Genomic DNA, 12,920 nt, shown 5'->3' on the forward strand with positions numbered 1-12,920 from the left:
AAGAAGATATACATTTTTTATCCTTCAAAAAAGCCGATAGATTTTTCTATCGGCTTTTTTTATGCATTAAACAAATAAAATGGACGGTTTTATTCAATTTGTTTATAGTTGATATATCTGTTAAGGAAATCAAAAGAGGGTTTTGTTTATTAAATAATCAAAAAAGTTCAATAAATATGATTTAACGCCGTTACTGACTATAATTAAGTAAATTTCTTGTCATATTTTTGCGATATTTTGTGCTAAAGCTTAAATAATGTGCAAACTGTATCCTTTGCGTATTTATACTTGGACGATCGAATGCGCTTGGTCACTTTAATGAAAAGTACGAGGTCTACAATGAAAAAAGGGCTCCTCCTAGCGACGTCATTGGCAAGCAGTATCAGTTTTGCCGCATCTCCGATATATCAACCGACAGGTTCCAGTTTTACACTTGGTACTTCTGTTAATAAACGTGCATTATCCACTGCTCTATACAATCCTGCCGCACCATTTTTGATGGTAAACAACAAAGACGGAGGCCGATTCCGTATGAGCTTGTTTGGCCCAATGGCGTTTGGTTACGAGCTAGGGCAAGTAGATTCTCTTGAAGATAGTATTGATGAATTGGACGCAAAACTTGACTCAGATATTGATACCGTTGAAGAAGCGGAAGACGTATTAGATGACGTTAATAAGTTAATTGCCGATTTGGGTACCGATGCGACAGGTAAAGGTATGTTTTCTACCCAAGTTCCTCTCTTCCCAATGATATACCGAAGTCGAGAGTATGGTGCATTCATGTTTGATGCGTCTTTGTCCGGTTTGGTGAAAGGCAGCTTTCTTGACGATGAAGCGACGCTTCAAGGAACGACAATACAGACTCAGTCGTCTGTTTATGTGAAAGACGGAGCAGATCTGAATTTTTCATTTGGTTACAGTAAAGACATTTGGGCAAATCAATACGGAATGCTTGTTGGTGGTGCGAAGCTGCATGCGCATTACTTGACGTTGGGTAAGGCGTTATTGGTTCTGCAAGAAGATGACGATATTGGTGATGAATTTTCAGACTCGCTTGAAGATAATCAAGAAAGTACATTTGGCGTGGGACTTGATGTCGGTGCAGTGTGGGTTGCCGAAAACTATCAATTTGGTTTAACGGCAACTAACTTAAATGAGCCAGAATTTGATTATGGAATTATAGGCCAAAACTGTTCAAATCTAACCGGTACTCAAATAGACAACTGTGTTGTTGCTGCGCAGTTTGCCAGTCGAGGGGAGATTGCCTCAAGTGAAACCCATGTCATGGAGAGGCAGGTGACAATAGACGGAGCTTTGGCGCTGTCAGATAAGCAATGGACGTTAGCGACTTCGTATGACTTGTTTGAAGTGAATGATTTTGTAGGTGACCAATACCAGTGGGCGGTTGTATCAGCATCATATTATGGTGATAGTAATTGGGCGCCAGGTTTTCGAATTGGCTACCGAAAAAACTTGGCAGGAAGTGAATTAAGCTACGCAAACTTGGGTATGTCACTGTTCAAGCGTTTCAGCATGGATCTAGCTTATGGCCTCGAAACCATAGAAGTTGATGGTACTGAAGCACCACGTAGCCTTAATTTGTCTCTTGGTTTTCAAACAGCATTTTAATTGGAGTGTTTAACATGATTCAGTTTAAAAAAAGTCCTGTCGCGCTTTCGGTTATTATTGCGACAACGATGCTAACCGCATGTGGCGGTGGTGGAAGTGATCAAGACTCTCAAGCTTCTAACTCAACTAGTTTTACTGGTTTGGTTATTGACGATGCTATCTCGGGCTCTTACGTCTACCCTGACCTGAATGGTAATGGCGTACAAGACTCATTTGAAAAAGGCGGAGCGACCAATTCAGAGGGAAGGTTCAGTTTTGGTGTTGGTTTGACGAGTAATCTAACGTTGAAGTCGATTGGCGGAACAGATACCGCGACTCAGGAGTCTTGGGATGGTTCTTTAAGTAATATAATTGATACCAGCTCAACTCAAACGACACTTAACTTAACCCCTCTTACGACAATGGCGGCGTCACTTGCTACGAATTCAGATCTTTCATTGAGTATTGCACAAGCTCAAGAGCGCGTGTTGGTGGCTGTATTCGGTCAAACTGGTACGCCGACAATAGATTTGAACACATACAATTACATTACTCAGACTGGTAGTGATTCAAATGCCGCTACAATGCGACAAGCTGCCGTTAAGCTTGCACAAACTGTTGAGGCAGGAAACCGCGTCTTAAATAATGCAGCAGAGAGTGTTAACGGCATTGAGTTAGGTAGTACTGGTGTTGAAGCAAAAACGAACGATGCATCGTCATTTATTTACGACAGTATCGCTGCTCAACTCACATCGTCTTCTAGTGCAAATAATTTCTTATCTACTTTGGAAACACAGAACCTGAGCACTATCATTACTACCGCGAAGACAAACTTCCAGCAAGATATCATCAACACACATACGAATGTAAACACTACTTCGCTACAAGCTGCTCTTGATGCCGCGGAGGCCCGAGCACGGCAGGCTGCTGAATCGACGGCACGTGTTGCTGATGATGTACTGGATCGAGCAACAGATGAAAATAGTTTTAAAGCGGCCAGTATTGTAACAGCAACGTTAGTAGAGAAGGCTGATCAGGGTGCTGACGTGACTACTCTTAACACTTTTGAGGTAAACCTTATAAATGATACTGATGTTATTACAGCGGTAAACACTGCCATAACGTCGGGTAATGTAATAGACGTTGGTCTATTGGAGGATGGTCTAGGTGATGGGTCAAGTGTCGGTTCGGCTATTACCGATTCATCATTGGAAGATATTAGTTCGGATATTTGGTCGAACCAGTTCCTTTCTATGTCAGGGCAGGACTCAAGTACCGAGAAAGGTCGCGTGATATTGTTCTTTGATGCGTACTCAGAGAGCGCTGGCAAAGGGAATGCGAAGGTATGCTATGCCTTTAAAGATGGAAATGAAGAGCAAACAGGCCTTATAGAAGCGGAATGGACAAAAGTGGGTGACGAAGTCGTTGAAGTGACAAGTACCTACGGTAACTTCCAAATAAAAGCATATCGAGTTCAGGTCGTTGCGACGGCAGACACTGGAAAATACCTAGGACTTGGAACGTCAGGTGTACCAGGAAGCAGTGAATACGGTAACTTTCTTTTCACGTCCTCCGCTTTTGATGAAAACGCGACTTGGTATTCGGATATCGTAGGTGATTCAACAGCCAAAGATACGGCTGCCGGTTGGGGACTAGCTTCTTATACGTCGTCTCCTAGCAATGGTGATGGATGTAAATCTTTTACTGCTAGTGGTGTAAACGGTGGAAATGCGTTCTTAACAGTGAATGTGTTCTAAATATTGACCTGTTAAAAGCCGCTTTAATAAGCGGCTTTTTTTATATTTATGTAAGGAGAAAGTGTATGAGAAAAGTGTTCATCTCTTCCGTAGTATTGCTTGTATCCCCAACACTGTTTGCTGCTATTAACAACGAAGCCTTCACCTTTATCGGTTTTAATACTGGCCAAATTACTTATAAAGAAGGCGGGACGCTTTCAAGCGGTGTTAAGTTTGAGACTAGCCCGACAACAACAAACATCTTCAACTATTCAGGAGGGTATACACCAATAGGAGATAGGTTTGGCTTTTATATTAATAACATCAGTACTTTGACATCCGATCAGGCGAACGAAGAATGGAAGGCATCGGGAACAAATGGGAGTGCTTCTGTAAATGGTACTTATCAGACGGATTTAGCTTCTTCTAAACATCAGACGCTAGATATGTTAGGAGGCTATTTGTTAGGAGGTGGGCATCAAGTTGTATTTGGTGCGAGTTACACGCAATCGAGTATTGATCGCTCAGGGTTTAATAGTGGTTCAGCACTGGACGCATTTAACCAGACCAACCTAGCTCCCTATGTTGGAACAGAAGGAGATGTTTCTTCGGAACTTGGGAACGGTACACCGGAAAATACTTACGAAGCACTTGAGAATATTTATGGTGCAGACCCAAATGGAAAAATTCGTAACTTTACGGAAACTTTTACTACGTTTGCACTTCAGGCTGGCTATAAATATGATTCTCTATTTAAGTCCCGTGAGCTTGGTAGTCGAGTTCAGTTTGGCGCTACAATTGGGTTGCCGATGTACTACAGTGTTGTAAATACATCAAGCCCAACTCTAACGTTTGATTCATCATTTGAGGGTTTTGATATTGGATTCAATGCTGGCTATGGTTGGCGATTTACTGAGAATGTAGGTTTAATTGCAACAGTAAACTATTTCTATCGCATACGACCTGAGCTCAAGCAACTACTTCAAACAAGGGCGCAGGCGATAGAAAGCTCCAAAAATGTCGAATACACTGATAGCAGTGATGATACAGTGAAAACCTACGCTGATGGTGTTGACCTTGGTCGTGATCGTTATGCGTCCATTCCAGAGAATGAACTTAGTTATTGGAACGTAGGGCTTTCAGCTTACTGGAACTTCTAGTACATTGTGTGTGATGGGTTATTTGTAAGGAAATAGAGTTTGATCAGCCTCTCATACAGTTTTGTTAAAGAAAACGGTGTTTTACTGCTAGAAGATCAAGGCACGTGCTGCCTTAAGTATCGATCTTCAGCGACCTTGGCGGCGAAGTCGGAAGCGCGCCGCCTTGCTCCAATCTCTCCTCATTTTGTTGAAATTTCCGATACTGAGTTTGATGCAGAAGTGGTTCGTTTTTATCAGCGTGAAGGTGGGCAAACACTGGCCGATGCCGAAGGCATCGGGGACGATTTAGATCTTAGTACGGTGGCAGATGCCATTCCCGAAAATGAAGATTTGCTGGAAAGCGAAGGTGATGCTCCAATAATTCGCTTGATTAACGCCATTCTAAGTGAGGCTGTTAGGGAAGGTGCGTCCGATGTACACATTGAAACGTTCGAACGCCGCCTGTTAGTTCGTTTTCGTGTAGACGGTGTATTACGCGAAATTATTCAGCCTAAGCGAGCATTAGCGCCTATGTTAGTGTCGCGTATAAAAGTCATGGCAAAACTAGACATTGCTGAAAAGCGTATTCCTCAAGATGGACGCATTGTACTTCGTGTATCGGGTCAAGAAGTTGACGTGCGCGTTTCTACACTTCCATCAACGCATGGAGAGCGCATTGTTATGCGCTTATTGTCCAAGCAAGCTGGTCGACTCGATCTTACTCATTTGGGAATGATTGATAGAGACAGAGAAACGCTTCGGCAGCTTATTTCTCGGCCGCATGGCATTATTCTAGTCACAGGGCCCACGGGGTCAGGTAAAACCACTTCTCTTTACGCTTCACTCGGCTATTTAAACGATGGCCAGCGCAATATAATGACGGTGGAAGATCCTGTTGAATATCACATCGAAGGCATAGGGCAAACCCAGGTAAATACCAAAGCAGATATGACATTTGCTCGGGGCTTGAGAGCGATTTTGCGTCAAGATCCTGACGTTGTCATGATTGGTGAAATACGGGATAAAGAAACTGCAGACATAGCGGTGCAGGCTTCTCTCACTGGCCATCTGGTATTATCGACGCTCCATACCAACAGTGCTTCAGGTGCGATTACACGGTTGCAAGATATGGGGGTTGAGTCTTATTTGCTTTCCTCATCTGTGGTTGGGGTTATTTCTCAGCGCTTAGTGCGAAAATTATGTGATCATTGTAAACAGCCCGAAGTTGCAGACGACGCAGCTAAGATATTGATGAAAAAACCGCTTGATCAAGAGGTGATTCATTATGTCTCAGTTGGGTGTGAGCATTGCTTTGGTCAAGGGTACCGAGGCCGATTAGGATTATATGAAATTTTGGAAATGGACGCCGAGGTACAGTCACTCGTTCACTCTCAAGCGGGCGAGCAGGAACTTGAAAAAGCGGCACGCCATCGTCATGCGAGTCTACGAGACGATGGGGTTCAAAAAGTACTGCTGGGCAGTACGAGCTTAGAAGAAGTTCTTAGAGTAACGGTTACGCAAGAAGGCGGAATGGGTTAAACCATTAAGGAATAAACGACAGTATGGCAGCGTTTGAATATACCGCCTTAAACAATCAAGGTAAAAAGAAAAAAGGGGTGCTGGAAGCGGATAATGAACGTATGCTGCGTCAGCGCCTTAGAGAGCAAGGGTTAGTCCTAATTGATTCTCGTAAGGGAAAGGAGCAAAGTAAAAGTAGCTTTTTTTCCCTCTCGATCGATGTCAAAGAGCGTGCTTTGGTAACTCGACAGCTTGCGACTCTTATTGATGCGGGAATGCCGATTGAAGAAGCCCTATCAGGGGTTGCTCAACAAACCACCAAGCAAAGAATTCGCAGTATGTTGCTGGCGATTCGCTCTAAAGTACTCGAAGGGCACCCTTTGGCCAGTGCTTTAGCAGAATATCCCAAAGCCTTTCCCATATTATTTCGTGCCAGTATTAAAGCCGGTGAAGAGTCTGGCGGCTTGTCACAAGTGTTAATGCAACTTGCGGATTACAGTGAACGTGTTCGAGGGAACCAACAGAAGCTTCAAATGGCAATGTTATACCCTGCTATTTTGACGATTGTTGCCATCAGTATTGTGGTGTTTTTGCTTGGCTCGGTAATGCCAGACATTGTGTCTGTTTTTGAGAGACAAGATGCGGCATTACCTCAGATTACTCAAGTTATGCTCGCAATAAGCAATTGGATTCAAAGCAATGGTAGAATGACATTTATTATTATTGTTGCTGTTCTTTTGCTGTATATCGTATTGATTCAAAAGGAATCTTTTCGAAAGTTGCGAGATCGTTGGGTGTTGTTGGTTCCTGTGTTGAGAAGTATGATTAAAACGGTTCAAATTACCCGCTTTGTTAGTACGCTCTCAATGCTCACCTCTAGTGGTGTTTCGCTTGTTGAAGCGATGTCCATTGCCACACAAGTCTCTTCGAATAGAAGTATTCAAAATCGTCTTGAAAAGGCTCAACAAAGCATTAGAGAAGGTGGATCACTTGGGGATGCATTAAACAAAACGAAATTACTTCCCCCTATGATGCTTCAACTTATTATTAGCGGTGAACGAAGCGGCGATTTGGATATTATGCTGTCTAAAGCAGCAAGGCAGCAGGAGGACGACACAAATAATTGGATCACTGCTATGGTAAGCCTATTTGAGCCAATTATGCTGCTTGTAATGGGTGGAGTTGTTATGATGATCGTGATGGCGATATTATTGCCCATTATGAACATGAACCAATTGTTAGGATAAATGGCTTAGGAATGAGGAGTACACATGTTCCGCTTTACACGAAATAAACAGACGCACACCGCGAATGAGTATGCAGATACCAACGAATTCGAAAGTAACAATACTATGAATAGCCTAAAATCAACGACCGCTATAACACCCGCTAGACATCCACGTAATAAACAAAGTAAACGTGGTTTTACGTTACTTGAATTGATGGTTGTTCTTGTCATCTTAGGGGCTCTAATTGGCCTGATCGCACCCAATATCCTTGGGCGTGCTGATGAAGCGAAAGTTACCGTTGCTAAAACGCAAATGCGTGACGTAGTTAACGCTTTGAATCTATATAAATTAGACAATGGAAATTTCCCCTCTACAGCGCAAGGTCTGGAAGCGCTTGTATCTAAACCCTCTGGTTTTCCAGAGGCTCGTAACTGGAAATCGGGTGGATACCTTTCTAAGTTGCCAAAGGACCCTTGGAGTAACGATTTTGTTTATGTTAGCCCAGGTTCAACAGGAGATTATGACCTTATTTCGCTAGGATCTGATGGCCGAGAAGGCGGTGATGATGATGCCGAAGATTTAAGTTCATCTGATTTATAATCTTTCTTTTAAATGAGACTGCTTAAAAAACCACAAGCTGCTTTTACCTTGTTAGAGCTGCTTGTGGTGCTTGCCATATTGGGTGCGATGCTCAGCTTGGTGGCTCCGAATATATCGATTGATTCAGATGAAGAGTCATTAGAACGTGAAGCCCAAACACTTCGTTTCGAGTTACAAAAAATAGCTGAGAATGCTTGGTTGTCAGGATCAACAAGTATTATTTCTCTCAGCAATGGCCAATGGACTCAATGGATTCCGGTAGAAGCAAACAGATCAGATGCATTGGGTACGAACTCAAGTGATGAGACTGTGAAGTGGATGCAAGAGGACGCTTTTCATGAATCGGATGTTAACATTCGCTACGATTATGATGTTGAATTAAAAGCATTGAAGCAGGCTCTTTCAGCGTTGTCTTTCTCTAATAATGCTCAATTTGTGTTTTTGGCCAGCGGCGAATATTTACCTTTTTCGATATTATTGCATAAAGGTGAGCTCTCATTAACGGTTACCGGAGATGGGATCAATGCGATTGAAATTCGTTAAACAATATTCGGGTTTTACTTTAATAGAAGTGTTAATGGCGCTTGTCATCTTATCGCTAGTGGGCGTTACAATGATGCAGACTAGCACTGGAAGTGTTGAACATAGCGATTATCTTAAGAGAAAAATCATGGCGACTTGGGTCGCTAAAGATCGAGTTACGCTCGCTCGAATTGCTATCAAACAAGGTCAGAAGCCAAGCTTGGATGAACAATCGACAGAGCAAGGCGGTTTGCAATGGCGTTCTAAAATAGAATTGGAAAAGCAAACCGATTTGTTAAATCGATATCGTGTCGATGTGTTTAATCCACCTAATGCAGAGTCCCCCATTTACTCTCTCAAAGCCTTCTTTCCTAGCGGCAGAAAGGCTACGCAATGAAAAAACGATTCGCTGGCTTTACGTTAATTGAAGTTCTCATTGTATTGGCTATTTTGGGCTTTGTTAGCATTGTCTCAACACGAATGGTTGAGTCCGGTATTCGTCTCCAGAACAGCATATCTAATCATGCCGATAAAATTGAAAAACTCGCTCGTGTTTGGCTTTGGATTGAAGGGGATTTATCACAAATCGTTAACCGCCCAATACGAGATGAGCTGGGAGAGTCAGCTCCGGCATTAAGTCTGAACAATAGCCAATTGAGTTTTACCCGAGCGGGGTGGAAAAATCCTCTCGCAGAAGAACGCTCTCAACTTCAGCGAATTCAATATTCAATCTCCAACGAGACCTTTTATCGGCGTTACTGGCGTATATTGGACCGTGATCAAGACAGTGTGCCTTCCGTACAAGTTTTCAATGACGTCGAAACGCTATTAATCGAAGTGCTGGGTGAAAAAGGTTGGGTCAAGGTGTGGCCAGAGGAAGACAATTATTTACCGGGTGTAACGGATCAATCTGAGCCTCTTCCCATCGCGGTTAAAGTTCATATATCTATGAAGGAGGGCGAATCGTTTGAGCGAATATTCGAAGTTCCGACTTTCCCTCATGAGAGCAATGACTCCGGGAGTAATAACGGATGATAGGTGCTTCAAATAAAAAAGGCGTTGCCTTGATTTTGGCGCTGATGGTTTTTGCATTAGTCAGCGGGATTGCTGTAAAGGTCTTGTCTTATATCGACGACGAAAGTGCGCTGTATGAAAAAATCAATGAAGATAATGTATACAAAGAGATTCTATTTGGTGGAGAGGCATGGGCGGTTCAGTGGTTTTCTGAGCTATCTTTAACAGGATCTGCAACTTCTGATTCGTCTCAGCAGCAAGTATCTCAAAGTAGACTGCTAGCCGACGAAGTCTTAGCATTAGATAATGAAAATCAGAAGCTGCATATCACTTTGATTGACATGCAATCTTGTATGAATGTCAATGTGTTGGCGGATGAGGATCTTCGAGAAGAGTCTTATACTCGCTTTAAATCGGTTGCTAATCAAATAGGCGTCGACGGCAGCTGGGTTGATTGGGTTGAAGATTGGGTAGATGATGATCAAAGTCTCACAGGGGCTGATGGAAGGGAGGACGAATATTATCTTGGGAAAAAACTCAGTCATCGCACCTCGGATGCTCCTTTTGTTGCAGATACGGAATGGAAGCAGCTAGGCTTGGACGAAGAACTAGTGGAAAAAATTTCCCCCTATGTATGTGCTTTACCCAGATACAACGGCTTAAATATCAACCGTACGTCTAGCATTGTTTTAAAGGCAATGCTTCCAGATTTGACCGCAGATGCGTTCTCTAAATTGGAGGCGAGAATTCAAAGCGCGGGCTTTGAAGATATTAATGACTTCCTACAAGACGAAGCGTTTGAATCCCAAGACCTAGAAGATAACGATTGGCGCACAGACACTCAATATATAGAGGCGTTTATTGTGCTTGAGGAGAAAGACAGGCCTAATCGATTTTTGCATTCTCTTCTCTATAAAAATGACGATGGTATGATATCAACCTATTATCGGTCGTTTGCGCCGTTCGAAACAATATCCAATAAGTTACTCCAATATCTTGGTGTAACTGCGACGAATACAAATTGAGGTAAGCCACTTGAAGCAGTTGGTTTTAGCGCTAAAGGAAGAGTTCGACGAGCTGAAAAAGTGGAGCGTTTCTTTTTGGTCTTTTTCAGAGCAAGGCAACATTGAAGAAGAGCAGAAAAATTGCTCTTTTGAGTCGTTTAAAGACTGGATGTCAGAGGCTCAAAAAGACGACCTAACTCCGTTCGAATTAATAATCTTGCTTCCCGCATGGCGAGGTCAATTTCACCAGTTTGAACTGCAAAAAGGGCAGGCACGCCATCTAGATAAGATTGCGCCTTTTTTGTTGGAATCACACATTGCTCAATCAGTTGAAGATACTCACTTTGTTACTACTACGTTAAAACAGTCGTATTTAAATACTTCTTCACAAAGTAATTCGGATGTTTTGGCGAATGATGATGAAGATGCTTCACAAGTTCAAGATGCAGCGACTGTTCAGTCATTTGCTATTGCAAATATTGTTTCAAAATCGAGCATGCATGAATGGCTAGCGATGTTTGAGACGCTAAATACTACTCGTACGAACTTCCTTCTCCCTCAGGCTTGGTTATGCGACCAGTTTGGATCGTCTGATTTTTGTGTGTTTAATGATGAAGTTTATACTTGGGATCATAATCAGCTAATACAAATTCCAAATGAACTCGCTGAGGGGGTTGTCCAAGGAAATGAACTTAAGTCAGACCCTGAAAGTGATCGAGATTTTATAGCGTATCAATTGTCTAATCGAAAAGCCTGGCAAGGCATGGATTTGTGCCGAGGTGAGTTTGGGAAGCAATCCGCGATCATTCAAACGCTATGGGGTTGGAAGTGGGTTGCTGTCGCAGCTTCGGTATTGTTTGCAACCTTAATCTTTTCTATGAATTCAGAAACAGAGCGTCTGAACGATCAAATATACGCAGTCAATGATAAATCTAAACAGGCATTTTTGCGCCTTGTTCCTGAAGAAGGTCGTATTGTAAACCTGTCTCGTCAATTGAAAGCAAAATTAAGGCAGTCTCATCAAACAAACAGCGCTAAATCTGCTCACTCACCTTATCAAGTTCTTAATATTATTGATCAAGCGCGTCAATCTGTGCGTGGTAACCACTCCATTGTGAGTGTCAACTACAGGAATGAAAGCTACCGAATTCAATGGCGAGCCAAAAATCGAGATGTATTTGATCGTTTAGTAAGTGAGTTTGATAAGCAAGGATTTGACGTACAATTGGATCAGGTTTTGAAGCGTGGCGCTGAATACATTGGTGCATTTCAGCTACAGGGAAATATAAAATGAAGCAGTGGTTAGTTCTCCAGTTTCAGAGCAGTCCAACATTAATGTCTCTATGGCTACAATTTCAAAGGCGTTCGTTAAGAGAGCAGTGGTTGGTTATTGTTGCGACTATTTCTCTGTTGGTATTAACTGCTTTTTATGGCGTTTGGCAGCCCGCAAAAGATCAGAATGACCGAGCGCAATCTGAATTGAAATCAGCGCTTGAGCATTATCAAACGATTGTAAAAAATGCAGAGAAACTCGCATCATTGAATACTAAGAACGGAGCGGTCAATTTTACAGACAGAAATGCAAATCAGCTTAGAGCATTGGTGAACTCGGCATCCAAAAGAGCAGGCCTCGTTGCGGAGCGTATCAGTGCGGAGAATGCAACCAGACTTCAAATTTGGGCGTCAAACGCTTCGTTTACAGTGGTGAGTAGATGGTTACGAGAGCTTGCTCGTGAGCGAGTTCGTATTGACAGCCTGCAAATCGAATCGGTTTCGGCTGGAAAGGTAAATTTGAGAGTAACTCTCGATTAACTAGACTCGATTACTATGATTAATCAACTAGACACCCTGAATGAAGAGTTTTCTTATAGAGAGTTTCTTATAGAAAAGCTGTACACGCTTAGAAGACAATAACGCGTTCAGGCGTCATTATTCCGTCCAATGGGACATCCCAAGATTCGATTGGAAGCATTTCCACTTTCTGGCATTCGTGAGCAAGTCCAACTAAGAGTGGGCGTTTTTGATTTTCTTTGTGTTCGAAAGATTTATCGTAAAACCCTCCTCCCATTCCCAATCTTCCTCCATGTTCATCGAATCCGACGAGTGGAAGCAGTACTAGATCGAGTTCGTGTGGCTCTAAGGGTGAATCATCAATGGGCTCTTTTATGCCATAACGATTTTTTTGCCATTGGCTATTCTTGGAGTAGCGGGCAAATAAAAGTGCTTCACGTTCTAAAATAGGCAAAAAAAGCTCAATCTCTTTTTCAACAGAACCATTATGAAAAACATGATCTGCGATCATATGCGGAGAAAGTTCACCATCGTTTGTAAGGTAGATTGCAACCTTTTTGATCTGCTTCTGATTCACCTGAGCAAGTAGGCCCGTTTGCCATTGATCGAGCAATTTGATCGCGGCGTTTTCTTGTTCGATTGCAGTGAGAGCTTGTCTTTTTTGTCTTAACTCTTTACGAAGCCGTTTTCTTGATTCAATTGATGACACAGGTAGCTCCACGCGAATAATGCAATTTACTAAGGTTTTCGATCCGACTT

The 12,920-nt window shown here is 42.6% G+C and carries 13 protein-coding genes; 12 read left to right on the plus strand and 1 reads right to left on the minus strand.

Translation table 11 applies throughout. The features are described from left to right. Positions 1 to 339: 339 nt before the first annotated feature. From DFP79_RS08810 to gspM, 12 genes are all read left to right on the plus strand, one after another. Positions 340 to 1,629: a conjugal transfer protein TraF gene (locus DFP79_RS08810; RefSeq protein ID WP_166637669.1), complete on the plus strand. Its 1,290-nt coding sequence runs from the start codon at positions 340 to 342 to the stop codon at positions 1,627 to 1,629. A gap of 14 nt (positions 1,630 to 1,643) precedes the next feature. Then, positions 1,644 to 3,365 carry a hypothetical protein gene (locus DFP79_RS08815; protein ID WP_133503591.1) on the plus strand — a complete coding sequence of 574 codons (1,722 nt, stop codon included), beginning with the start codon at positions 1,644 to 1,646 and terminating at the stop codon, positions 3,363 to 3,365. Between the two features lie 65 nt (positions 3,366 to 3,430). Next, positions 3,431 to 4,504 (plus strand): hypothetical protein, encoded by a 1,074-nt coding sequence (locus DFP79_RS08820; RefSeq protein ID WP_133503592.1) that lies wholly within the window; start codon positions 3,431 to 3,433, stop codon positions 4,502 to 4,504. 39 nt (positions 4,505 to 4,543) lie between these two features. Continuing rightward, positions 4,544 to 6,022 (plus strand): type II secretion system ATPase GspE, encoded by a 1,479-nt coding sequence (gspE, locus tag DFP79_RS08825; protein WP_133503593.1) that lies wholly within the window; start codon positions 4,544 to 4,546, stop codon positions 6,020 to 6,022. A gap of 23 nt (positions 6,023 to 6,045) precedes the next feature. Further along, positions 6,046 to 7,248, plus strand: a complete 1,203-nt coding sequence (gene gspF, locus DFP79_RS08830) for a type II secretion system inner membrane protein GspF (protein ID WP_133503594.1) — start codon at positions 6,046 to 6,048, stop codon at positions 7,246 to 7,248. Positions 7,249 to 7,272: 24 nt separating this feature from the next. Next, a complete protein-coding gene (gene gspG, locus DFP79_RS08835; protein WP_341777643.1) occupies positions 7,273 to 7,830 on the plus strand; it encodes a type II secretion system major pseudopilin GspG in 558 nt (185 codons plus the stop codon). A gap of 12 nt (positions 7,831 to 7,842) precedes the next feature. Beyond that, complete coding sequence (locus DFP79_RS08840) at positions 7,843 to 8,373, plus strand: prepilin-type N-terminal cleavage/methylation domain-containing protein (RefSeq protein WP_133503595.1); 531 nt, start codon at positions 7,843 to 7,845, stop codon at positions 8,371 to 8,373. Beyond that, positions 8,354 to 8,749 carry a type II secretion system minor pseudopilin GspI gene (gene gspI / locus DFP79_RS08845; RefSeq protein ID WP_166637670.1) on the plus strand — a complete coding sequence of 132 codons (396 nt, stop codon included), beginning with the start codon at positions 8,354 to 8,356 and terminating at the stop codon, positions 8,747 to 8,749. The genes DFP79_RS08840 and gspI overlap by 20 nt, the downstream gene beginning before the upstream one ends. Continuing rightward, complete coding sequence (gspJ, locus tag DFP79_RS08850; RefSeq protein ID WP_133503597.1) at positions 8,746 to 9,387, plus strand: type II secretion system minor pseudopilin GspJ; 642 nt, start codon at positions 8,746 to 8,748, stop codon at positions 9,385 to 9,387. Before gspI ends, gspJ begins: the two co-directional genes overlap by 4 nt. Further along, positions 9,384 to 10,391, plus strand: a complete 1,008-nt coding sequence (gene gspK, locus DFP79_RS08855) for a type II secretion system minor pseudopilin GspK (RefSeq protein WP_133503598.1) — start codon at positions 9,384 to 9,386, stop codon at positions 10,389 to 10,391. The genes gspJ and gspK overlap by 4 nt, the downstream gene beginning before the upstream one ends. A 10-nt stretch (positions 10,392 to 10,401) precedes the next feature. After that, positions 10,402 to 11,664, plus strand: coding sequence for a type II secretion system protein GspL (gspL, locus tag DFP79_RS08860; RefSeq protein WP_133503599.1), 1,263 nt, complete (start codon positions 10,402 to 10,404; stop codon positions 11,662 to 11,664). Next, positions 11,661 to 12,182, plus strand: a complete 522-nt coding sequence (gene gspM / locus DFP79_RS08865) for a type II secretion system protein GspM (protein WP_133503600.1) — start codon at positions 11,661 to 11,663, stop codon at positions 12,180 to 12,182. The genes gspL and gspM overlap by 4 nt, the downstream gene beginning before the upstream one ends. A gap of 88 nt (positions 12,183 to 12,270) precedes the next feature. Here the strand turns inward: gspM and DFP79_RS08870 are convergent, their stop codons facing one another. Next, a complete protein-coding gene (locus DFP79_RS08870; protein WP_133503601.1) occupies positions 12,271 to 12,870 on the minus strand; it encodes a 5-formyltetrahydrofolate cyclo-ligase in 600 nt (199 codons plus the stop codon). Positions 12,871 to 12,920 lie beyond the last annotated feature (50 nt).

The organism is Marinomonas balearica (assembly GCF_004362145.1).
GTDB classification, from domain to species: domain Bacteria; phylum Pseudomonadota; class Gammaproteobacteria; order Pseudomonadales; family Marinomonadaceae; genus Marinomonas; species Marinomonas balearica.